Annotated in this window: 19 protein-coding genes and 1 pseudogene; 7 read left to right on the forward strand and 13 right to left on the reverse strand. The window is 67.1% G+C overall.

Annotated features, from left to right (window positions below; all coding sequences use genetic code 11):
* Positions 1-130 precede the first annotated feature (130 nt).
* Positions 131-1,695: HNH endonuclease signature motif containing protein (locus ASG79_RS02420; RefSeq protein ID WP_235509713.1), on the forward strand; the 1,565-nt coding region annotated here is incomplete at its 3' end.
* A 1-nt stretch (position 1,696) separates the two neighbouring features.
* Positions 1,697-1,976: pseudogene (locus ASG79_RS24430) on the forward strand (HNH endonuclease signature motif containing protein); the annotation flags it as partial.
* A gap of 148 nt (positions 1,977-2,124) precedes the next feature.
* On the opposite strand, the gene ASG79_RS02425 reads toward ASG79_RS24430, so the two are convergent.
* Entirely contained in the window at positions 2,125-2,904 is a 780-nt protein-coding gene (locus ASG79_RS02425) for a putative protein N(5)-glutamine methyltransferase (protein WP_018772080.1), read from the reverse strand.
* Between the two features lie 266 nt (positions 2,905-3,170).
* Between ASG79_RS02425 and ASG79_RS02430 the strand changes: the two genes are divergently transcribed.
* A complete protein-coding gene (locus ASG79_RS02430; RefSeq protein WP_018772081.1) occupies positions 3,171-4,217 on the forward strand; it encodes a lactonase family protein in 1,047 nt (348 codons plus the stop codon).
* A 182-nt stretch (positions 4,218-4,399) separates the two neighbouring features.
* Positions 4,400-7,555, forward strand: coding sequence for an alpha-amylase family glycosyl hydrolase (locus ASG79_RS02435; protein WP_056388206.1), 3,156 nt, complete (start codon positions 4,400-4,402; stop codon positions 7,553-7,555).
* 94 nt (positions 7,556-7,649) lie between these two features.
* On the opposite strand, the gene malQ is transcribed toward ASG79_RS02435, so the two are convergent.
* A complete protein-coding gene (gene malQ / locus ASG79_RS02440; protein WP_056388208.1) occupies positions 7,650-9,872 on the reverse strand; it encodes a 4-alpha-glucanotransferase in 2,223 nt (740 codons plus the stop codon).
* 161 nt (positions 9,873-10,033) lie between these two features.
* Complete coding sequence (locus ASG79_RS02445) at positions 10,034-10,768, reverse strand: GAF and ANTAR domain-containing protein (protein ID WP_056388210.1); 735 nt, start codon at positions 10,766-10,768, stop codon at positions 10,034-10,036.
* A gap of 177 nt (positions 10,769-10,945) precedes the next feature.
* Here ASG79_RS02445 and ASG79_RS02450 point away from each other — a divergent pair, with 177 nt between their 5' ends.
* Positions 10,946-11,992 carry an aldo/keto reductase gene (locus ASG79_RS02450; RefSeq protein ID WP_056388212.1) on the forward strand — a complete coding sequence of 349 codons (1,047 nt, stop codon included), beginning with the start codon at positions 10,946-10,948 and terminating at the stop codon, positions 11,990-11,992.
* A 95-nt stretch (positions 11,993-12,087) separates the two neighbouring features.
* Positions 12,088-12,384 (forward strand): DUF3040 domain-containing protein, encoded by a 297-nt coding sequence (locus ASG79_RS02455; protein ID WP_224084219.1) that lies wholly within the window; start codon positions 12,088-12,090, stop codon positions 12,382-12,384.
* Here ASG79_RS02455 and ASG79_RS02460 read toward each other — a convergent pair.
* The 10 genes from ASG79_RS02460 to ASG79_RS02505 form a co-directional block, all read right to left on the reverse strand.
* The gene (locus tag ASG79_RS02460) at positions 12,295-13,386 is read right to left on the reverse strand and encodes a DMT family transporter (RefSeq protein ID WP_156400150.1); all 1,092 of its coding nucleotides are present in this window, start codon (positions 13,384-13,386) and stop codon (positions 12,295-12,297) included. The genes ASG79_RS02455 and ASG79_RS02460 overlap by 90 nt on opposite strands.
* The gene (locus ASG79_RS02465; RefSeq protein WP_056388214.1) at positions 13,383-13,979 is read right to left on the reverse strand and encodes a TetR/AcrR family transcriptional regulator; all 597 of its coding nucleotides are present in this window, start codon (positions 13,977-13,979) and stop codon (positions 13,383-13,385) included. The genes ASG79_RS02460 and ASG79_RS02465 overlap by 4 nt, the downstream gene beginning before the upstream one ends.
* Positions 13,980-14,053: 74 nt before the next feature.
* Complete coding sequence (locus ASG79_RS02470) at positions 14,054-14,596, reverse strand: gluconokinase (protein WP_018772089.1); 543 nt, start codon at positions 14,594-14,596, stop codon at positions 14,054-14,056.
* Positions 14,593-15,684 carry an L-idonate 5-dehydrogenase gene (locus ASG79_RS02475; protein WP_056388216.1) on the reverse strand — a complete coding sequence of 364 codons (1,092 nt, stop codon included), beginning with the start codon at positions 15,682-15,684 and terminating at the stop codon, positions 14,593-14,595. Before ASG79_RS02475 ends, ASG79_RS02470 begins: the two co-directional genes overlap by 4 nt.
* On the reverse strand, positions 15,684-16,454 hold the full coding sequence (locus ASG79_RS02480) for an SDR family oxidoreductase (protein WP_018772091.1): 771 nt from the start codon (positions 16,452-16,454) through the stop codon (positions 15,684-15,686). The genes ASG79_RS02475 and ASG79_RS02480 overlap by 1 nt, the downstream gene beginning before the upstream one ends.
* Positions 16,451-17,392 carry a 2-hydroxyacid dehydrogenase gene (locus ASG79_RS02485; protein ID WP_056388219.1) on the reverse strand — a complete coding sequence of 314 codons (942 nt, stop codon included), beginning with the start codon at positions 17,390-17,392 and terminating at the stop codon, positions 16,451-16,453. Before ASG79_RS02485 ends, ASG79_RS02480 begins: the two co-directional genes overlap by 4 nt.
* A gap of 45 nt (positions 17,393-17,437) precedes the next feature.
* Positions 17,438-18,193: an SDR family oxidoreductase gene (locus tag ASG79_RS02490; protein ID WP_056388221.1), complete on the reverse strand. Its 756-nt coding sequence runs from the start codon at positions 18,191-18,193 to the stop codon at positions 17,438-17,440.
* Between the two features lie 136 nt (positions 18,194-18,329).
* On the reverse strand, positions 18,330-19,343 hold the full coding sequence (locus ASG79_RS02495; protein WP_056388223.1) for a biotin-dependent carboxyltransferase family protein: 1,014 nt from the start codon (positions 19,341-19,343) through the stop codon (positions 18,330-18,332).
* Positions 19,340-20,071 (reverse strand): 5-oxoprolinase subunit B family protein, encoded by a 732-nt coding sequence (locus ASG79_RS02500; protein ID WP_056388225.1) that lies wholly within the window; start codon positions 20,069-20,071, stop codon positions 19,340-19,342. The genes ASG79_RS02495 and ASG79_RS02500 overlap by 4 nt, the downstream gene beginning before the upstream one ends.
* A gap of 2 nt (positions 20,072-20,073) precedes the next feature.
* Positions 20,074-20,859, reverse strand: a complete 786-nt coding sequence (locus ASG79_RS02505; protein WP_056388227.1) for a LamB/YcsF family protein — start codon at positions 20,857-20,859, stop codon at positions 20,074-20,076.
* Between the two features lie 393 nt (positions 20,860-21,252).
* On the opposite strand from ASG79_RS02505, the gene nac reads away from it, so the two are divergent.
* Positions 21,253-22,215, forward strand: coding sequence for a nitrogen assimilation transcriptional regulator NAC (nac, locus tag ASG79_RS02510; protein WP_056388229.1), 963 nt, complete (start codon positions 21,253-21,255; stop codon positions 22,213-22,215).
* Positions 22,216-22,291 lie beyond the last annotated feature (76 nt).

Here is a 22,291-nt window from a genome sequence, read left to right on the forward strand (position 1 = left end):
CCGATGCCAACAGAGAACAGGGGCGGCGGCCGGCAGCGTTTAACGCGGCCTGCATTGCCGCCCTGCCGGGTTTTCCACATAGGGGTTTTGGGGGCTCTTGATTGTCGGTGGTGGCTGGCAGAGTTGGGTTATGGAGGCCATTGGGGAGCAGCTGGACGGGCCGTTCGGCGGGTTATACGGTGGGTTGCTCGGCGGGAACGCTGACGACGCCGGCAGCCGGCGGACGAGTCCGGCCCGCCTTCGCGCCGTCCCCGGCGGGGAGGGATCCGGCCCTGCCATCCTCGGGGCACTTGCCGAAGAACTCGCCACCGCCGCCCTGGCCGCCCCGGRCSTSCTGGCMRCMGCCACCTATGTCGAGGCCGCCGATTACGCCGCCCGGGTCGAGAACCTTGCCCGCACCGTGGAGTACCTGCAACTCATCTCAGCCCTGACTGTGGACCGGACCCGCACCCARGCCATCACCCAGGCCGCGGCCAGGACCACCCACCCTGCCGTGCCCTCCCCTGCCGATGACGGCTGCCGCAACACCGCAGAGTTCCTCCGCCTCAGGCTCCGCATCCCCATCCGCGAAGCACGCCGCCGCCTCACCCTCGCCCAGCACACCCTGCCCCGCACCAGCCTCACCGGCGAACCACTCCCGCCAACCCGGCCCCACCTCGCCACCGCCCTCACACCCCACCCCGCCACGGACAGGACCCCGCAACCGCCCACCGGAACCCTCCAGGCACCGGCCGTGTCCTCCCACGCCGCGACCCTCATCACCGCCACCCTGGACCGGCTCCAACACCACACCACCCCCCACACCCTGTACCGGATCGAAMASCACCTCACCACCGCAGCCACCACCACCGACCCCGACTTCCTCACCCGCCTGGCCCAACGCTGGACCGACACCATCGACGCCGACGGCACCGAACCCACCGAAGAAGCCCTCCGCCACACCCAAGGCGCCTTCATCCGCAAACCACGCCACGGCCTGCACCACCTCGAAATCTTCGCCACCACCGACCAATACGAACACCTCCTCACCGTCATGAACACCGCCACCAACCCCCGCACCACCACCCCAAACACCAGCACCGGCACTACCACCCCAACCACCGGCACCGAACACCACGGACGAACAGCCGAAACAGCAGCCGTGCCCGACCTGCCTGCCCAGCCGGCCCYGCCKGACCTGGACCGGCGCACCCGCGCCCAAAAACAACTCGACGGCATCATCACCGCCRCCAAAACCGCACTCGCCACCAACACCCTGCCCACCACCGGCGGCAACAAACCCCAAATCATCGCCACCATCCACTACCGGGACCTCTTCCCCACCCACACCACAGCAACAGCGACAGGAGAACGGCCGGGAATACCCGCACCACCAGGGACACAGACAGGCACAGGGACAGAGGCAGGGACMGGGGCTTTCGCGTTCACCGGCCCCGTCGCCGCCACCACCCTRCGSAAAATCGCCTGCGACGCCGACATCATCCCCGCRCTCCTGGGCACCAACAACGAAATCCTCGACCTCGGCCGCAAAACCCGCCTCTTCACCCCAGCCCAACGCACCGCCCTCACCACCCGCGACCAAGGCTGCGCCTTCCCCAACTGCACCATCCCCGCACCCTGGTGCGAAGCACACCACATCACCTACTGGACACACGGCGGACCCACCACCACCAACAACGGCGTCCTGCTCTGCAGNCCGCGACCAAGGCTGCGCCTTCCCCAACTGCACCATCCCCGCACCCTGGTGCGAAGCACACCACATCACCTACTGGACACACGGCGGACCCACCACCACCAACAACGGCGTCCTGCTCTGCAGYCACCACCACCACCTCATCCACAAAGAACAATGGACCATCACCACCACCAACCACACCCCAACCTTCATCCCCCCACCCCACATCGACGACCCCACCCAAAAACCCCAACAAAACCACTACTTCAAACCCCCACCACCACCCCACCAATACGAATAGGGAACGCAGTCTGGTAGGGAACGCAGCCTGGCGTACTGGGGTTTTCCGGACGGTTCAGAAGGACCGTTACGTGCGGTCCACGGCTGCTGGGCCTGGTTGGCTCGATCCTCCAGGCGGCAGGCAAGATATTGGGGAGCGGGAGGACGGGTTAGTGGGTCCCTGCCGCCACGCGCCCCACGACCACGGTGCCGTCCACTTCCTCCGAATGGACTGTCCGGGTGCCGAACCCGGCGGCGGCCAGGATCGCGGAGGTGCCGGATGCCTGCCGCTGGCTGGTTTCGATGATCAGGTGCCCGCCGGGAGCCAGCCATCCGATGCCCCCGGCGGCGACGCGTCGGTGGAAGTCCAGTCCATCAGGACCGCCATCGAGGGATGCCGCAGGTTCGTACAGCCGCGCTTCGGGGGGCATGGTGCGGATTGCCTCCGTGGGCACGTAGGGAGCATTGACCACGAGCACCCGGACGCGGCCACGCAGTTCACGCGGCAGGGCATCGAACAGGTCCCCCGCGTGAACCTGGCCGCCCACGGGCCCGACGTTCCGCCTGGCGCACCGGACGGCCACAGGATCGATGTCCGCCGCATGCACCTCCGCCCATGGCGCCTCATGAGCAATGGCCGCTCCCACGGCTCCGGACCCGCAGCAGAGGTCCACTACAACAGCGGGCTTCCGCCGGGGCCCCTCCGGCCACGTCGCCGGCAGCAGGGCGAGGGCCTCATTTACCAGCAGCCCGGTACGGCGGCGCGGCACGAAGACACCGGGCTCCACCAGAATGCGCCGGCCCGCAAATTCGGCCCAGCCCAGGATGAGTTCCAAGGGGACGCCTTCCACCCTGCGCCGGACATTTCGCGCTAAGTCGCCGGGAAGTGAGGCCTCCGCCAGCAGCAGGCGGGCCTCTTCCTCCGCGAAAACGCAGCCGGCGGACCGCAATGCGGAGACAATGCCTTCGAAGACCGGCGACGGGGCAGGACTGCCGGCAGTCCGTGAGTCGAGAGGGGGCACAGCAACGCCTTTCGGTGGGAAGACGGGCGTCCCCATGGCGGCTAGGCCAAGCTCTCCGGACGGCACCGAACGGGAATACCCAAAACTGTGACTGCGGTAATGGGATCCACCTCCTTCGTCCGCTGCTGGAAATCCCATGCTAATAGGTGGCCTTGTGCTCGGGAATGGATGCCAACTCTTGGCAGGATGGGTTAATGACCACGGGAACAGCCAGCAACATTCTTTGGATCGGCACCTACACCCCCGACGGCGGCGGCCGCGCCAATGGCATCGGGGCCGTGCGGGAGCATCAGGACGGAAGCCTTGAATGGTTGGGCACGGCAGTCCAGGCACAGTCGCCGTCGTTCCTGGCCGTGCACCCGACGCTGCCGTTGGTTTACGCAGCGGCGGAGCAGCGCAAAATGGTTCAGGCCTACCGCCGACGGGGTGACTTTGCGCTGGAACTGTCCGGGGCACCGGAGCCTGCCGGAGAGGCCACCTGCCACGTCGCCGTGGACCCGGACGGCCGGTTTGTCACCGCTGCATGCTGGGGTGACGGGCAGGTCCTGCTCTACGAGTTGGATGACGACGGCGGCATGACGGCACGGTTCCCCGCGGCACCGTCGGTTGACCCCCACGCCGGCCTTTTCCCCGGCAGCCCCAGGCCGAGCCGCGCCCATGCCAGCCTGATGCTGCGCGACGGGCGCATCATGACGACCGATCTGGGCCACGACACCCTCCGCATTTGGACCTATGAGCCGGGCACCGGCCTGGTAGCCGACCACGAGGTGGTCCTCCCCTGCGGCACCGGTCCCCGGCACATGGTGGAGCACCCCACGGGCAACGTCTTCATTGTGTCGGAGTACTCCGTGGAGGTCTTCGTGGTCCGGCCCGAGGCCGGCACCTATGAGCTGATATTCCGCGGACCTGCAACTGCGGGCGGCAGCCAGGACGGTGATTCGGCCGCCGAAATCTGCCTTGGCCCGCAGGGGAACTTCGCCTACGCCGGCGTGCGTGGATCCAACCTCCTCAGCGTCCTGGAAGTAGCAGCCGGCGGCACCGAACTGATCCCCGTCAAGGACTTCGACAGCGGCGGGGACTGGCCGCGGCACCACATGGTCCGGGGCAGCTGGCTGCACGTGGCCCACGAAAGGTCGGACAACATTGCCACTTTTGAACTGGATCCCGTCACCGGGCTCCCGGGCCCCGTGCTTCATGATCTTCGCACCCCCTCTCCCACTGCCTTGGTGTCCGCCGGCTAACTGCGATGCCCGCTACGGCTTCCTCCCCTTACTCTTCCCCAGACGCTGGAGTAATTCAGTGCAAGCGCTTACAGTTGTGACTTGGTTCACAGGTCTGCATGCTGTCCTTAGAACCCTCCTGCCGCATCCCTTGTCAACGGCAAGCCTGTACGGCAGCGCTGCTTCCCAGGAAGGTCTCACCCTTGTTATTCCGCACCCCTCCCGGCGCGCCCCCACGCGCCCAACTGCAGGCAAAGCCCGCAGGAACACAGCACCCCACAACCCGCCGCCGGGCCCCGGGCCGGGCAATCACGGCGAGGTCGGCGGCCGGCCTCCTTGCCGCTGCGGTGGCCGTTTCCGCAGCAGTCCTCCCGGCCCATGCCGCGGTGGGCCTCAAGGATTCAGGCTCCAAGAATCCCGGCGCCCAGGGCCAGGGATCCTCCACCGCCCTGCATTCGCTCCGCGGTCCCGTGACGGACGAGAACTTCTACTTCGTCATGGCAGACCGGTTCAGCAACGGCAGCACCGCCAATGACCAGGGCGGCCTGGGGCCGGATCCCATGGTCTCCGGCTTCGATCCCACCAGGAAGGGCTTCTACAACGGCGGCGACCTGGCCGGCCTGCGCAGCAGGATCGACTACATCCAGGGCCTGGGCACCACATCCATCTGGCTGACCCCCAGCTTCAAGAACAAGGCGGTCCAGCCCGAGGACAAGTCGGCAGGCTACCACGGCTACTGGGTCACCGACTTCACCCAGATCGACCCCCACCTGGGCACCAACGGTGAGCTCAAGGCCCTGATCGACGAGGCCCACGCCCGCGGCATGAAGGTCTATTTCGACATCATCACCAACCACACGGCCGACGTCATCGGCTACCAGGAGGGCAACCGGAAAGGCTACATCTCAAAGGACGCAGTCCCTTACAAGACAGCCTCCGGCGAAGCGTTCGACGACCGCGACTACGCCGGTACCGGAACCTTCCCCCGGCTGGACGCCAACACGTCATTCCCCTACAAGCCGGTCCTGGCACCGGGCGAAGAAAACCTCAAGGTTCCCGCCTGGCTGAACGACCCCACGCTGTACCACAACCGCGGCGACACCACCTTCACGGGTGAGGACTCCATGTACGGCGACTTCTTCGGCCTCGATGACCTCTTCACCGAAAACCCCGCCGTGGTGCACGGCATGGAGGACATCTATAAGTCCTGGATCGGCGACTTTGGCGTGGACGGTTTCCGGATCGACACCATGAAGCACGTGAACAACGAGTTCTGGCAGGAATTCGGCCCCAACGTCCTCAGCTACGCCAAGGAGCACGGCAAGGACGAGTTCTTCATGTTCGGCGAGGTCTTCGACACCACCAAGAGCTTCACGTCCCAGTTCACCACCCGCAACAAGATGCAGGCCGTGCTGGACTTCCCCTTCCAGGATGCCGCCCGCAACTTTGCCTCCAAGAGCCAGGACGCCAAGGCGCTCCAGGCGTTCTTCGCCGGTGACGACTGGTACACCGACGCCGATTCCAACGTCTATGAGTTGCCCACGTTCCTGGGCAACCACGACATGGGCCGCATCGGCAGCTTTATCGCCCAGGACAACCCCGCCGCAGGCGATGCCGAGAAGGTGGCACGCGACGAGCTGGCCCACGAGCTGATGTACTTCTCCCGCGGCAACCCGGTGGTGTACTACGGCGACGAACAGGGCTTCACCGGCCCGGGCGGCGACCAGGATGCCCGCCAGACCCTCTTCGCCAGCAAAGTCCCGGACTACCTGGACGACGACCTGCTGGGCACGGACGCCACCCACGCCACGGACAACTTCAATCCAAGCCACCCGCTTTACGCCAAAATCCGGGAGCTTGCAGCCCTCACCAAAGAGCACCCGGCACTGCGGAATGGCGCACACCAGCACCGCTACGCCTCTGACGGGCCGGGCATCTACGCCTTCTCCCGCACCGATGCCAAGGACCAGCGCGAATACGTGGTGGCACTGAACAACAGCACCCAGACACAGACGGTGGAAGTCCCCACCTACATCGCCAAGCGCAGCTACATGCGCGTTTACGGCGAAGGCGCCGATGAAGCCAAAACCTCTGACGACGCAAAACTGACCGTGACCGTGCCGCCGCTTTCCGCCGTCGTCTACGAATCCTCGGGCCGCATTCCGCACTCCAAGGAGGCTCCCGCCGTCGCCCTCCGGCAGCCGGCCGCCGCGCCTGGTGACAACGGACGCATCAACGTAACGGCCGACGTCGACGGTGCTTCGTTCTACGAGGTCACCTTTGAAGCCCGGACGGCGAGCGGCGCGTGGCAGCCGATCGGCACGGACGACACCGCTCCGTACCAGGTTTTCCACGACGTCGCGGCGCTGGATGCCGGCACACCGCTGGAGTACCGCGCCACCGTTCTGGACAACGGCGGGCATTCCGCCACCAGCCAAAGCCGCTCCGCGGCCGTACCCGCGCCCGTGCTGACCCTGCAGAAGCCTGCGGAGGGCAGCAGCGTGGAAGGCAAGGTTGAGCTCAGCGCCACCGCTGACCCGGAGAAGGCCAACCACGTGGTGTCCTTCGAGCGCAGTGTTGGCGGCGGGGTCTGGACCGCTGTGGGCACCGACTCGTCCTCGCCCGTCTACTCAGCAACCGACGACGTGACCGGGCTGGCGGACGGCACCAAGGTCCAATATCGGGCGGCCATGACCGGCACCGGCTACAACGTCACCAGCGAAACCAGGACTGTCACGGTGGGCCAGGCCCCGCAGCCCGACTCGGTCACGGTGGCCGGATCACTGAACCAGGCGATGGGCTGCAGCGCACAATGGGATCCAGGCTGCAGCCAGGCCCGGATGGTGTTGGACCCGGCGGACCGCATTTGGCGGCTGACCGTGGACCTGCCGGCCGGGAAGTACGAATACAAGGCAGCGCTCAACGGCGGCTGGGACGAAAACTACGGCGCCGACGGCCAGCTCAACGGGCAGAACATCGTGCTGGACCATCCCGGCGGCCCGGTGACTTTCCGTTATGACAACAGCACCCACCTGCTCAGCGCCGTCTACGCCTCGCAGCAGCCGGCCGCCGTGGCGGCAGCCGGAAGCATGGACAGCGAGCTGGGCTGCGCCTCGGACTGGGAGCCGTCCTGTAACCAGGCGCAGTTGGTGCTGGACCCGGCAGACCTCGTGTGGAAGCTGTCCGTTCCGGACCTTCCTGCGGGAAGCTACGAGTTCAAGGCGGCCCTGAACCGCAGCTGGGACATCAGTTATGGGGCCGGCGGCGCTTCCCCGGGTGCCAACATAGTGTTTGAGCACGACGGCGGCCCGGTCACCATCCGGTACGACCACTTCACCCATGTGATCGCCGCTAACTAGTTCACCCGCCGAACAAGGCAAACCAGGCAAAGCAACTACGGCAACAGGCCCCGCCGCTTACAAAAGCGGCGGGGCCTGTTGCCTTGAGAACCGCTTAGGCCCGGTGCAGGGCTCCCTCCACCGCCGCGAGCAGCGAGTTGAACCGCTTGTTGGCGGGGAGGTCATCAAGGTAGACGGGTTTGCCGTCCGGCCCACCCAGGGGCACCTGCCAGTTGGGGTACAGGGCTTCTGTGGTTCCGGGCTGGTTCTGGACCCTCCGCTCCCCCACCGCATCCACCAGGGCCACGCCGAGCAGGACCGACGGCGCCTGGGCCAGCAGCAGGTGCAGCGCCTCGATGGTGTGCTCCTCGGACGGCTGCCCCTCCACGCCGCCGGCGGCGCCCTCGGAGAGGTACCCGCGCTCGCGCAGCAGGGCGAACATCTTCTCCAAAGACGCGTTGTGCTCCGCGCGCTCCTCCTGCTCGGACCGTTCCAGCAGCCCCAGCCGGCTTCGGAGCCCCACATGGTCCCCGGCAAGGTAGCCGGCGGTGGGTGGCAGGTCGTGGGTGTTGACGCTGGCGAGCGCCTGCGTGCGGTACTTTTCGGGCGCAAGGGGCGAATCGCCGTCGTACTCAAACCACAGGATGGACGTGCCCAGGATCCCCCGGGCCGCAAGGTAGTCACGCACCCAGGGCTCGAAAGTGCCCAGGTCCTCCCCGATCACCACGGCACCGGCGCGGTGCGCCTCGAGCGCGAGGATGCCGATCAGGGCCTCGTGGTCGTAGCGGACGTAGGCGCCATCCCCCGGAGCGTTCCCCATGGGGATCCACCACAGCCGGAAGAGTCCCAGGATGTGGTCCACGCGGATGCCGCCGGCATGCCTGAGCACGTTGGCCAGCATGTTGCGGAACGGTTCATATCCGGCCTCGGCCAGGCGTGCGGGGTGCCATGGGGGCTGGCCCCAGTCCTGCCCCTGCTGGTTGTACATGTCAGGAGGTGCGCCCACGCTGGTGTTCGGGGTCAGCACGCCGCGCAGCGTCCAGGCGTCGGCACTGCTGTGGTCCACGCCTACTGCAAGGTCGTGCACCACGCCCAGCCGCATCCCCGACCGGAGCGCGGCCCTCTGGGCGTTCTCGAGCTGCTCGTCGCAGATCCACTGCAGCCAGCGGTGGAACCCGATCCGGTCCGCCAGCTTCTCCCGGAGGGCTTCGGCTTCCGGTGTTCCGATGGCGCACTCCGGGTCTGTCCACAGGGGGTCGTCCGGCGCCAGGTCCTCGCGGATGGCTGACCAGAGCGCGAAGTCCTCCAGGCCGCGGCCGGAGCTGCGGCAGAACTCATCGAAGGCGGCCTGCCGGGCCGGTGAACGGCGCGTGTGATAAAGCATTTCCAGCGCCTGCAGCTTGGCCGCGTACACGGCATTGCGGTCGAGGCGGGTGCCTTCCCGGTTCAGCCATGCCACTTCCTCGTGCAGCTTTTCCAGCGCCGCACGTTTCCGCGGCCGGAGGTATGCCAGCTCGGGAATGGCCTCGATGCGGATGTACAGCGGATTGAAGAACCGGCGGGTGGACGGCGAGTAGGGCGACGGCTGGACCGGCGGTACCGGCTCGGCCGCGTGCAGCGGGTTGACCAGCACGTAGTCGGCGCCGCGCGCACCACTGATCGCGGCCAGGTCCGCCAGGTCCGCAAAGTCGCCGATGCCCCACGACCGCTTTGAGCGGACCGAATACAGCTGCGTGGCCAGCCCCCAGCCGCGGCGTTCCTCCAGCGGCTTTGCCGTGGCCAGCCGCGCAGGGGTTACCACCAGGGCGGCGCTGGCCATAGCGCCCTCCGACTCGACATGCAGCGTGTGCCAGCCCAAGGGCAGGTCCTGGGGAAGCGCGAAGGTGGCTTGTCCCGTGGACACGCCGTCCACCTCCCGGGGCTGGACCCAGACATCCTGCTGGACCGCTTCGCGCTGTCCGGTTCCACCTTCCAGGGTGACGGTCAGGCGCGCGGTGGCGCCGTCGCGCACGTGGACCGGCACTTGGGCCGGTTCGCCCTGCTTAATGACGACGGCGGGCGGCAGCATCCGCCGCCACGGCGCCAGTTCGGCTTCGGCCAGGGCAGCCTCAATGTGACTGTTGGTGTGTGCCTCGACACCGAGGGCTGCCAGCACCTTGACCAGCGTCTCCTGGGCAACGGAATGCGGCAGCCCATCCCAGCCCTGGAAGGACGTACCCACACCATGCGCGTCGGCCAGCTGCTGCAGCAGGTGCGGATCGACTGGCCCGGCCGCAGCGGCGGGAGGGCCTGCTGGGATCGCTGGGCCTGGTGCGTGCTGCTGGTCTGAAGCCGTCATGGGTGTCCGCCTCGTCTGTGATGGTCCCGGAACTTACAGTGCTGTTGTACCGGGCGCTGACACCCCCGTGCACAACCGTTGGTTCAGATTATTGCAGGGCGGCGCGGAGGCGAAACCGGGACGGCATCCAGGCGGATCAGGACGGGTTCCGGAGGTGGACGTTACGGATCGAAGTGCGTGGTCACGGCTCCGTCGCTGACCCGGCCGATGACTCCCGCTGCAAGGTCCCGCAGCTTCTGGTTCCGGTGGCTGGACGCCTTGGTGAGCAGGGCCATGGCTTCATCCTGGCTGCACCGGTTCTGGGCCATGATCACCCCGCACGCCAGGTCGATCGTGGTGCGGTTGGCCATTGCGGCCCTCAGGTCGTCCGCCAGGTTCTGGGCGTCGGCGATCCGCAGTGCCAGCCTCAATGCGCGGCCCGCGAGGTCAGCAAACCCCTCAGCCCTGCGAACGACTTCGTCAGCGAAGACGTCCGGTTCCGAAGCGAAAAAATTCAACGCGGCGGACTGGTGCCCGTCCAGGGCAAGCGGGACGCCCAGGACGCTGCGGCAGCCGTTCTCGGCCAGCAACTTCTGGTACTTGGGCCAGCGGGTATCGGTCTCCACATTGGAAAGGATGACGGGCTTCATGGCCTCCAGCGCCGCAATGCACGGACCTTCACCCAGGACCTGCTCCAGCTTGTCCAGGACAACGGCGCGTTCACTGCTGCCCGCAATGGTGGCACTGCGTTTGCGGCGCTGGAGGGTCACGCCGCACTCGACGAACACGCCCGCGTCCTCGCTGACGGCGGAGGCTGCAACAGAGGACAGCTCAGTCAGGAAATCAGCAACATTGGCGCTGCCCATGATGATGTCATGCAACTGGACGAACTGGTCGTCACTATTGGAGGAGCCCATCCCTCAATATAGGCGCTATGGAGTGCCGCGTGCGCGCCACAAAACGTCATTTGCGGGGCGCCGGTTACTCCGTACGACGAAAAGAGAAGGACTAAGGCGGGAATCTGTGGCGGCCTGCCGAATCTGTGTAGCCTCGTGACGATCCAAGGCACGGCAACTGAATGGAGGAGGCCGCAGATGAGCCTGAGCGAACTGCGGGTGTTCGGACGGTCGGGAACCCCCATCAGTCCCCTCACCCTTGGCACCATGAACTTCGGCGAGGGGAACGGCAGCTCCCAGGGAGCCCCCACCGGCGCGGACGAGAGCATCCGGATCATCCATGAAGCCCTGGACGCCGGCATCACCGCAATCGACACCGCTGACGTCTACTCCCAGGGTGAGTCCGAACAGGTGGTGGGCCGGGCCCTCCGCGGCCGCCGGGACGATGTCTTCCTGGCCACCAAGTTCCACGGCCAGATGAGCCCCAACCCGGCGCACTCCGGGAACTCGCGGCGCTGGATCACCCAGGCCGTGGAGGGCAGCCTCCGGCGCCTGCAGACGGACCGCATCGACCTGTACCAGGCGCACCGGCCGGACTACAACACCGACGTCCTGGAGACCATCACCACCCTCAACGACCTGATCCGCCAGGGCAAGATCCTGTATTACGGGACCTCGGTGTTCACCCCGGCCCAGCTGGTGGAGGCCCAGTGGCTGGCCACCACAAACCATCTGATCCCGCCGCTGGGCAACCAGGTTCCGTACTCCATGCTGGTCCGCGGCAACGAGCGGGACGTCCTGCCCATCGCCCAGCAGTATGGCCTGGGCGTGCTTGCCTACGGCCCACTCGCGGGCGGTTGGCTGTCCGGCAGCTTCGTCCTCGAATCGGGCAAGCCGCCCACCCGGGTCCACACACTGCCCGGCCGGTACGACATCTCCGGGCCATCCAGCGAGCGGAAGCTGCTGGCCGCGGACTCGCTGGCCCGGCTGGCGGACAAGCTGGAAATGTCCCTGGTGGACCTGGCCGTGGGGTTTGCCCTGACCCATCCCGCCATCAGCAGCGTGATCATCGGCCCGCGCAGCGAGGAACACCTCCGGGCGTACCTGCGCGCGGCGGATGTACAGCTGGGCGAGACCGTACTGGATGCCATCGACGACCTGGTGCCGCCGGGAACCAACTTTGTGGAGCGGGACGCGGGCGCAATCGTGCCGTCCATCGAGTTCGCGGAATTACGACGCCGGTAGGCGGCTTCCAGCCCGGACCCCGGACTATTGACTAACCGGTAGAAGGCTCCTACGGTCGATACCGATACCGCCGCCCAAGGAAGCCGGGGCCTGCCATGCCAATGTCCGATGAGGAGCGACGCCTGCTCAAGGAGCTGGAACTGGGGCTGATCGCGGACGATCCCCACCTGGCCATGGAACTGCTGTCCGGCTATCCGGCACGCCGTCTCCCCGCAGGCCTGTTCCCGGGCATGGCGGCGGCACTGATTGGTGTGGTGCTCATTATCGCGGGGGCCGGGCTGCCGGCTCCCGGTGCGGTGGTGCTAGGGATTCTGTTGCTGGGGCTGGGCGCCTGCCTGCTGCTCGGTCCCACGGTGCTGGCCCGGAGCGGCGGCCGGCAGACCACCGGCTAATGGCCGTGGTGGTGCACCTGCGCGGCCCCCGGGTGCCGCAGCAGTTTGCCGCCGCGGCGCCAGGATGAACATGCTTGCCAGGACGACGGCGGCGCCAAGCCAGGCAAGTGCTTGGAGCCGTTCTCCCACCACGAGCACGGCCAGGACGGCGGCCACCACGGTTTCGAGCAGCGAGATGCCGGTGGCCGTGCTCGCCCCTACCCGGGCCAGGCCCCACCCGAACAGCAGGTACCCGGCAAACATGGGGACCGCCGCCATGTAGGCGCCGACGCTGACGCTGGTCCAGGACTCCAGCAGCGGGCGTCCCGTTGCGGCAAGGACAGGCACCAGAAGGAGCCCGCCGAGTCCGAACACGGCGCCCATGGCCGCCCGTGAAGAGACCCCGTCACCGGTCAGCCGGTGTGCCGCCCAGGAGTACAGAGCATAAGTAGTTCCGGCCAGCAGCCCCAGCAGGATTCCCGCCGTCGGCGCCAAGGAAGTCAAAGTCAAGGAAGTCGAGTTCCAGGAATCAGCCCCGGCGCCAGCAGCCCCGTGTGCGGGTGCTGCCGGCGAGTGCCCGGCAAGGGACAGCAGGGCTGCCCCGCCAATTCCCAGCAGCGCCCCGAGAATCCAGCGTCGGCTCAGCGGCTTCCCGTCCGCGAAACGTTCGATCAGGGCGGCCGCTACCGGAGCTGAACCGATGGAAACCACCGTACCCACGGCCACTCCGGAGAGGCGCATGGAACTGTAGAAGGCCAGGGGGTAGACAGCAACCGCCACGGCACCGAGAGATACCAGGCGCCATCGCGCAAGCAGGCTGCCCGACTGAACGGCAATGTGCCGTGCGGCGTACAGTGCCTGCATCAGTCCGCCCAGCCCCATTGCCACCGCGCCGATGGCCAGTGGGCTCACGGCGGGCGCGAAGGTGGCCGCTGTTCCGGTGGTTCCCCAGAGGATGGATGCCGCCACTATGGAGAGCGCTCCCCAGGGCTGGGCCTGCTGATGGTTTGGCTTGTTGTTCACAGGTCGTCCAGCAGTTGCCCGGCGATGGCCCGGGCTTGCCGCAGCGGCACGTCGCCGCCCTCCAGGCCTGCCCTGGCCATGGCACCTTCGAGGAGGAAGGCCAAGTGGGCGGCAACGGCAGGCGCCTGCCCCTCCCTCCCGGGCAACAGTGCCGTGACGTGCCGGGCCAGGAGTTCCTGCACTTCCTCCTTGTGGAGCCGCACTGCAGTCCGCCCGGGGTCCCCTGCGGGCAGTTCAGCCGCCGCGTTGAGCAGCCCGCAGCCGCGGAATCCGTGCTGGTAGGCGGCATTTGCGTGGTCGAGGTAGGCGTCGAAGACCGCCAGTGCCTGCTCCGACGGGGTCCCGGCCTTTTCCAGCCGCGTCCGGTAAAGGCCGAGCCACTCCTCATGCCGTGCTTCCAGGTAGGCGGCCACGAGGTCCGCTTTGGACGTGAAGTTGTTGTAGAGGCTTTTTTTGGCAACGCCCGCCTCGGCAGTGATGGTGTCGATTCCCGTGGCGGCCACCCCCTGGGCATAGAAAAGGCGCGCTGCCGCTTCAAGCAGCAGCACCCGGGCGGGGCGGCGGCTGGTCGCCGAAGCGCGTGACACAGGCATGGGGCTCCTTGCGGTGGTAGTAGGTAGGCCAGTCTACCTACTACCACCACAAGGGCGGAACACCCGTTTGTGAATCAGGCGGTGCGGACCGCCTTAGCGGACACGGCCTGGAGCTCCGTGGCCAGCCGTTCCACCAGGAGTTCCGGGGGCTCGGTGATATCGGCCAGGAGGTGGGCCTCGTCCTCGTCCAGTTCCTCCAAGGCTGCGAACTGGGATTCCAGCAGGGTCCGCGGCATGAACTCGTGGGCGCGGGCTTCCATCCGCGCGCCAATGGTGCCCGCGCTTCCGGTCAGGTGGATGAAGACAACATCCGGCGCTGCGCTGCGCAGCAGGTCCCGGTAGCGGCGCTTCAACGCTGAGCAGGCGACGATAGGCGGGACTGTTGTGACGCCGTCGGCCTTTCCTGCGAGCAGCTCCCCCAGCGTGCCAAGCCAGGGCTCCCTGTCAACGTCCGTGAGCGGTTTGCCGGCGCCCATTTTCTGCTTGTTGGCGGCCGGATGGAAATCGTCGCCATCGAAGAATGGCATGTCCAGGCGCAGGCCCAGCAGGGAGCCCATGGTGGATTTCCCCGAGCCGGACACGCCCATCACCACCAGGGGCGGCAACGGGGCGTTCACCGTTCCTCCCCGTTCCCGTCGAAGCTGAGGAGGACTTTGCCGGAACTGGTGGAGTCCTTGGCCACCTCGAAGGCGTGCAGGGCGTCCTCCACGGGGTATTGGTGGGTGATGACGGGGTCGATGTGCAGTGACCCGTCGGCAAGCGCCGCGATGACCTCGTCGATTTCGTCGTTGAAGCGGAAGGAGCCCTTGAGGTCCAGTTCGCGGGTGATGGCCAGCGAGATGGGTAGCGGCTGCATGCCGGTGGGCAGCAGCCCCACCATCACCACGGTCCCGCCCCGCACCGCGCCGCGGATGGCGGAGGCCAGTCCGTGGTGGTTGCCGGAGGATTCGATCACCACGTCCGCCTCCACGGCGGCGATCGCTTCCGTGTCTGCGGCGTTGATGACCTGGTCCGCGCCGACGGCCTTGGCGATCTCCAGCGGCTTGGGATGGAGGTCCACAGCGGTGATGTGCGCTGCACCGGCGCGTTTGAGGACCGCGACAGCGAGGGCACCGATGGGGCCGGACCCGATCACCAGCGCGGTCTTCCCGGCCACGTCCCCGGCGCGGGAGACCGCGTGCCAGGCCACGGACGCGGGTTCGACCAGGGCGGCCGTGCGCAGGTCGATGCCCTCGGGCAGGGCCCGCAGCATCCGGACGGGCAGGTTCACGTACCGGCTGAAGGCGCCGTCGGTGTGCGGGTAGCGGGCGGCGCTGCCCAGGTAGGTGCAGCCGGGTGAGAGGTTGGGCCGGTCCGCGGGGTACCTGGCCGCGCCGGGTCCCGGGGTGGCGGGGTGGACGGCGACGGCGGTTCCGGGCTGCGGTCCCTGGCCGTTGGCGGCGGCGCGGACCACCACGCCGGAGATTTCGTGGCCCAGGACCAAGGGTGCCTTCAGGATGGATTCCCCGGTCGCGCCGTGCAGCCAGTAATGCAGGTCCGAGCCGCAGATGCCGCCGTACAAGACCTCGACGACGGCCTGGTCATCCGCCGGCAGGGCCAGCGGGACCTCATCGATCCGGAGGTCCCCGGCGGCGTGGGCCACCACGGCCGGCCCGGAGGCGGGCAGCGTGTTGGGGCCTGGCTGGACGGGTGTGTTCGCGGGCATCAGACCACCACCGTCATTCCGCCGTCGATGAAAATGGTCTGGCCGTTCACGAAGTCCGACCCGTCCGAGGCCAGCCAGACCACGGGCCCGGCCAGGTCCTTCGGCGTGCCCCAGCGGTGGGCCGGGGTGCGGCCCAGGATCCAGGTATTGAACTGTTCGTCGTCCACCAGGTTCTGCGTCATCTCGGTGTGGATATACCCCGGCGCGATCCCGTTGACCTGCAGGCCGGAAGCGGCCCACTCGGCCGTCATGGCCCGGGTGAGGTTCCGCAGCCCGCCCTTGGCGGCAACATACGGGGCGATAGTGGGGCGGGCCAGGTCCGTCTGCACCGAGCAGATGTTGATGATCTTGCCCCGGCCGCGCGGAATCATGTGCCGGGCCGCCTCCCGCCCCACCAGGAACGCACTGGTCAGGTCCGTGGAAATGACCCGCTCCCAATCCGCCACCTCAAGGTCCAGCATCGGCACCCGGTGCTGGATCCCGGCGTTGTTCACCAGAATCTCCAACGGACCCACGTGCTCTTCGATCCACGCGATGCTGCGGGCTGCCGCCTCGCCGTCGGTGACGTCAAACGCGATGCTGGCGATGCGGCCGGCCGGGAAGTCGGCGGCGAGCGCGGCTTCGGCTTCCTTGAGCCGCTCCGGGTTGATGCCATTCAGCACAACCGTGGCACCGGCGTCGGCCAGTGCCCGGGCGAGTGACGAGCCGATGCCGCGGCTGGAGCCGGTGACCAATGCGACGCGGCCGGTGAGGTCAAACAGTGAGCTCATGCGAACGGTCCCTGCTGCACCAGGTTGACCGGGGTTTCGCCGGCGGCGAGGGCCTCAAGCTGCCGTTTCAGGAGTTTCAGGATCCGTGGTTCGAACGCTGAGGCGTTGCCGCCAACGTGGGGGGTGATGAGGGCGTTCTCCGACGACCAGAGCGGGTGGCCGGCGGGCAGCGGTTCGGGGTCGACAACGTCGATGGCGCAGTGCAGGCGGCCGGACACCACTTCAGCCGTTAGGGCGTCGGTGTCGATCACGGCGCCGCGGCCGACGTTGACCACCAGGGCGCCGTCCGGCAGGGCGGCCAGGACCTTGGCTCCCACCAGGTGGTGGGTCGCCTCGGTGAGGGGAAGGACGGAGACCAGGATGTCGTGGCCGGCGGCGAGCGCCACGAGTTCATCCGGACCGTGGACCTGGCCGTCCGCATCGGTCCGTGCGGCGCTTCCCACCCGGGTCAGTGTGACTTCGAAGGGCTCCAGGCGGCGGGCCAGCTCCTTCCCGATTCCGCCGATGCCCAGCAGCAGGACCTTCCGGTCGGCCAGCGACTGGCGGCGTTGCGGGTTCCAGCGTTCGGCCTGTTGATCGCGGGCGGCCTGGTCGATGCCGCGGAGCTTGGCGAGGATGAGGCCAACGGCCAGCTCCGCGGTGGCAGCTGCATGGACGCCCGAGGCGTTTGCCACGGCGGCGGCCGGACCCGCTGCCTCGCGGACGCCGTCGAACCCTGTTGACTGAGTTTGCACGAACTTCAGGTCAGGGACCTTGCCAAGGTTCGCCAGGACCGCACCGGCATTGAGGTACGGCAGGATGACCCCGTCGATGCTTCCGTGGGCCTCGTCAGGGGCCCCCTGCATGTCCCACACCACTCCCGTCAGTCCCTCCGGGAGCGGGGACAAATCGGCCAGGAGCTGGGGTTCGGGGAAACTGACGGTTTGCACGTGCTGCATCGTTGAAGGCCTATCGGTTGGTGGGAAGGTGCTGCGGGCGGATCGTTATGCGTCGCGGCGGTCGAAGGTCAGTCCGCCGGGGACCTGGAAGGTGGGCATGAGCTCGAGCATGCCCACATTCACGTGGCGCGGGGTTTCAATGGCGTAATCAAGGGCATTGACGATGTCGTCCGTGGTGAGCGACTCGTAGCCCTCGTAGTAGGTCTGCCAGGCTTCTTCCATGGCCTCGGGGCTGCCGCCCAGGTTGCGGCCGAAGATTTCGGTCTCCACCCGGCCGGGGCAGATTTCGGTGACGCGGATGCGCTTGCCGACCGTGTCGTTGCGCAACTGCCGGGAGATCTGGTGCACGGCGGCCTTGGTGGCGTGGTACGCGGTGTGGCCGTAGAAGTTGTAGAGCCCGGCGATCGAACTGATGTTGACCACGTGGCCCAGGTCCCGCTCCACCATGCCGGGCAGCACCAGCCGGGTGAGCTGCAGCAGGCCGCGGAGGTTGACGTCGATGAGTTCGTCGATGTCCTGCTCGGAGGAGTCCAGGATGTTGCCGGTCCGGGAGACCCCGGCGCAGTTCACCAGGACGTCCACCTTGAGGTCGCGGACGACGCCGGCCAGGCCGGCGGTGTCGGTCAGGTCCACCACATGCGGGACTGCTCCCGTGCGGTCGGCCAGTTCGGCGAGGCGTTCCTCGTTGCGGGCCACCGCGTGCACGGTCAATCCGCGCTTGGCGAGACGTTCGGCGATGGCCGCGCCCATGCCGGTGGACGCTCCGGTGACGAGGGCTGTGGTGTAGTCGGAAAAAGGCACAGGGACTCCAATAAGTGGTAAATGGCGGGGCTCTTAGGTCCGGCAATGGGCTGGGCGTAGTGGTTGGCAGGGGGTTAGGGATCGCGTAGCGGTTTGTGGGTGCGGTCCCGGGCGGTGGGACGGGCATTCAAGATGTTCAGGCTCCTGACGCCGGGCTGAGTTCGTGCCAGCGCTGGCCGGCGCCGACCCCCAGGAGTCCAAAGACTGTGTTCACGGTGTTCCGGAGTCTGTCCAGCTCCAGGCAGGCTGTGCGGTGCATGGCTGTTGCTTCAGCCACGGTTGTCTTTCTGAAGGTGACGGTGTGTCCGGGCCTGGACTGTGCCAGGACATCCAGGGAGCGGCTTGTGACGACCCCCAGGACCGGATAGCCCGCCGTAACGCCGCGTCCCCGGTGCAGGACCAGCAGTTCGTCCCGGGACGGAACCTCGATGGCCCCCACCGGGACACCGCGGGAGAGGACCTCGGAGGTGAGTTGGCGTTCGGGAAGTGCGCCGCCGAGCCGGAGTCCGATGTGGTTGCTTCGGGGGCTCACGGTGTACTGCGTGGTGAAAAGCAGGTCTGCGGTGTCGCCGAATTCGGCTACGTCCGGCCCGTCGGTGACGTCGATGACCGGGTGGGTGGTGAATTCCGGCTTTGCCAGCCCCAGCCGGAACAGGGGCAAGCCGAAGTATGGCTGAGTGAGGGGCGCGGTGGTCTTTTGCGTTGCAAGCCGGGTGCCCTCAACAAGTTTCAGTCCGAAGCCCACGACCGTGTCCGGTGCGCAACTGCCCAGCAGCGTGGGGACAGTGAAGGATCCGCGGACGGCGATGTAGGCCCGGAGACCGGTGCGGATTCCGCGGACCGCCACTGTTTCGCCGGCCCGTACGGAGACGGGCTCCCACTGGGGGCAGTCGCGGCCGCCCACCGAGAGGTCCAGCGGCGCGCCGGTCACGGCGATCAGCAGGTCCGTGGTGGCGCGCATCCTGAAGTCCAGGGCGGTTAGTTCCAGCAGCGGATCGTTGTCCCCGTTGCCGGCCAGGATGTTCGCGGCCTTGGCCGAAAACTGGTCCAGGGCGCCGTTGACGGGAAGTCCGAATGCAGGACCCTTCGTCCGGCCAAGGTCGGTGACGACGGAGTGTCCGGGCTGAAGGACGATAAGTGACCCGGTCATGGCCGGGCCTCCAGGAACTGCCCCTCGTACTTTCCGAAGTCCTCCGCGGGAATGCGGTAGAAGCGCAGTTCATCGCCGGGGACGTAGGGCACCAGGGGTTCGCGTGCTGCGTCCAGGACCGTAAGGGGGGTCTGGCCGATGACGCACCAGCCTCCTGGTGCGACGGCGGGCGCGATCACGGCTTGGCGTCCGGCCACGGATACTGCACCGGCGGGTACGGACAGCCGCGGGTCTTTGAGCCTGGGGACGGGGACCGGGAAGTCTGGTCCGTCCATCATGGGCGAGCCTGCCGGCGCTCCGAGGCAGCGGATGACGTAGGTCTTGGCCGTGTGCCGGGCGATCACGTCCTGGACGTCCAGGCCCTGGTGCTCTGCCACGCTTTCCAGGTCCGGCCCGTAGCTGCCCCCGTACACGACCGGTACCTCGAAGCGGCGCGGCTCGCGCAGGGTGGTGCCAACAAAGTCCAGCTGGCGCATCCCCAGGAGGATGAACGCCCTGACCTGGCGGGCGGAGGTGAGGTAGGGGTCGAATTCGACCAGGACGGAGTCGTAGGTGGGAACGGCGCCATGGATGCCTTCGACGCCGGCGGTCGCCAGCCAGCCGGCCAGGGAGTGGACCGTGGCCCAGTTGGCTTCTGCGTCACCGGCCTGTGCCACCACACGCAGGGCGGCGTCGCCTGACTCGTAGATGTCCAGCATTGTCCGGCTGGTTGTCGTTGGGGCGGCCATGGTCAGGAAACCTTTTGCTTTGCGGCGAGCACTTGTGCCAACGGGGCAATGGTGACGCCTGCGGCGATCAGTTCGCTGCGAACCAGGCGGGCAAGTTCGACGGCGCCCGGATTGTCGCCGTGGAGCAGCACCGTGTCGGCATGGATGGCGATGTCGCTGCCGGAGACTGTTTCGATGAGTCCTTCGGTCACCATCCGCACAGTGCGCCGGACAATGACGGAGGGGTCGTGGATCACGGCGCCGGGCCGGCTGCGCGGCACCAGAGTCCCGTCATCCTGGTAGGCGCGGTCCGCGATGCCAACGATGGCCACCCGCAGGCCGCGCTCCGCCGCCGCAGTGGCGAGTTCACCGTCCTGCGCCAGGATGATCAGCTTCGGGTCCACCCGGGCGGCGGCATCTGCTACGGCTCGGGCGTAGTCCGCGCGGGTGGCCACCAGGTTGCCCAGGCGGCCGTGGGGAGCCAGGTGGGAGACGGTACCGCCGTGGTAGGCGGCAAACGCCGACAGGGCACCCAGCTGGTAGATCACATCGTTGCGGACTTCGTCAGCCGTGAGGTCCATGGCCCGGCGGCCGAAGCCGCGAAGATCCGGGAAGCTCGGGTGGGCGCCGATGCCGACTCCCGTCCTGACACATTCAGCCACGGTGGCGTCCATGATGTCAGGGTCCCCCGCGTGGAAGCCGCAGGCGATGTTGGCGCTGGAGACGATTTCCAGGAGGGCGTTGTCGTCGCCGATCGAGTAGGCGCCAAAACCTTCACCAAGATCCGCTACGAGATCAACTGTGGGCATTGCGGGCCTTCCTCTGCTGGTGCTGCGGGTGTAAATCAGTGTGGCATCGGGATTGGAGCCACACAAAGACGAATGCGGTATCACGCTATAGGGAACAGTTATGACCTTTAGGGGCGCTATTGGCGACCCCGAAAAATTCAAGCGGCCCTTATTTCGTAACAACAAGACTGGCTTTTCCAACAAATTTTTTCCTGCTTATGCACAAAACATATGCCGGCATCAAAACCGGCGATGGCTTGGGCCGGGATAGAATGATCTGGTCATTGGAAAAGTCATCTGCAATTAACCTATGCCCGAGACTCGGATCACACAAAGACGTATTGCCTGTCCCGCCATAGCGCCAACGTATGACCCCGCATGCTGTGCCGTCCCCGGCTGGAAAAGAGGAGCGCTATGGACACCCGGAAGCTGGCGTACTTCGTGAAGATCGTCGACTCAGGAAGCATCACCAAGGCGGCCGCCGCCCTCCACGTCGCCCAGCCGGCGCTGAGCCAGCAGGTGTCGGCCCTGGAAACGGAGCTGAAGCAGCGGCTCCTGATCCGGAGCAAGCAGGGCGTGGAGCCCACGGCGGCCGGCCATACCCTCTACCGGCACGCCCAAACCATCCTGCGCCAAGTGGAGCAGGCAAGGATCGATGTGGCAGCTTCAGGAGCGGCACCTTCCGGGCGCGTCTCCATAGCAATCGCTCCCTACAGCATGGCCTCAAGCCTTACCCCGCGGATTATCCGCGAAGTAGGGCGGCGCTACCCCGACATCGTGCTGCACCTGACGGAGATATACGGCGGCGTACTCAGCGAGGCCATCAAGAACGGGCGGCTGGACATGGCCCTCATCTATGAACCGGGGCCCATCCGGGGTGTGCAATTCACCACCCTCATCGTCGAGGACCTGTACCTGGTGGTCAACGCCGCGCGGGAGCTTCCGGTGGATCCCGGGGCCGGCACCATCGCCCTGGAAGCGGCGGCCACGCTGGGCCTGTTCCTGCCCGAACGGATCCACACCCTCCGCCAGGTGGTGGAGGCGGGCTTCGACAGCAAGGGCCTCACGCTGCACCTGGTGGGGGAAGTGGAATCGGTGCCGTCCCTGACCCGGCTGCTGCGCAGCGACCTGGGTGCGACCATCCTGCCAAAGTCGGCCGCGGATGCCCTGTTCCATGAGGAGGACTTCCGGGTCCTGCGGATCACCGGGCCTGCACTCCAGTGCAAGATCGCGCTGTGCACTCCGGACCACGAACCGCTCTCTGAGGCCGGTTCCGCCGTTCTGCTGGTGCTGAAGGAAATGCTCCAGGAAATGCTGCGCAGCAAATACCAGCCGCTTTCCAGCGGAACACCCTCCGCTGGCGCGGATGCATCATAAGCGGCCCTTATCAGGTCACGCTCCATTCGTCTTATCCATGGATTTTGCTGCGTCCTAGGATAAAAGCCATAAAGGT

It is taken from the genome of Arthrobacter sp. Soil761, from assembly GCF_001428325.1.
In the GTDB taxonomy this organism is placed as follows: Bacteria; Actinomycetota; Actinomycetes; order Actinomycetales; family Micrococcaceae; genus Arthrobacter.

Excerpts from the sequence above, each read along its gene's own strand:
- ASG79_RS02430 (WP_018772081.1), top strand. The coding sequence starts at position 3,171 with ATGACCACGGGAACAGCCAGCAACATTCTTTGGATCGGCACCTACACC.
- malQ (WP_056388208.1), bottom strand. The coding sequence starts at position 9,872 with ATGACGGCTTCAGACCAGCAGCACGCACCAGGCCCAGCGATCCCAGCA.
- ASG79_RS02445 (WP_056388210.1), bottom strand. The coding sequence starts at position 10,768 with ATGGGCTCCTCCAATAGTGACGACCAGTTCGTCCAGTTGCATGACATC.
- ASG79_RS02450 (WP_056388212.1), top strand. The coding sequence starts at position 10,946 with ATGAGCCTGAGCGAACTGCGGGTGTTCGGACGGTCGGGAACCCCCATC.
- ASG79_RS02455 (WP_224084219.1), top strand. The coding sequence starts at position 12,088 with ATGCCAATGTCCGATGAGGAGCGACGCCTGCTCAAGGAGCTGGAACTG.
- ASG79_RS02465 (WP_056388214.1), bottom strand. The coding sequence starts at position 13,979 with ATGCCTGTGTCACGCGCTTCGGCGACCAGCCGCCGCCCCGCCCGGGTG.
- ASG79_RS02475 (WP_056388216.1), bottom strand. The coding sequence starts at position 15,684 with ATGCCCGCGAACACACCCGTCCAGCCAGGCCCCAACACGCTGCCCGCC.
- ASG79_RS02480 (WP_018772091.1), bottom strand. The coding sequence starts at position 16,454 with ATGAGCTCACTGTTTGACCTCACCGGCCGCGTCGCATTGGTCACCGGC.
- ASG79_RS02485 (WP_056388219.1), bottom strand. The coding sequence starts at position 17,392 with ATGCAGCACGTGCAAACCGTCAGTTTCCCCGAACCCCAGCTCCTGGCC.
- ASG79_RS02495 (WP_056388223.1), bottom strand. The coding sequence starts at position 19,343 with ATGACCGGGTCACTTATCGTCCTTCAGCCCGGACACTCCGTCGTCACC.
- ASG79_RS02500 (WP_056388225.1), bottom strand. The coding sequence starts at position 20,071 with ATGGCCGCCCCAACGACAACCAGCCGGACAATGCTGGACATCTACGAG.
- ASG79_RS02505 (WP_056388227.1), bottom strand. The coding sequence starts at position 20,859 with ATGCCCACAGTTGATCTCGTAGCGGATCTTGGTGAAGGTTTTGGCGCC.
- nac (WP_056388229.1), top strand. The coding sequence starts at position 21,253 with ATGGACACCCGGAAGCTGGCGTACTTCGTGAAGATCGTCGACTCAGGA.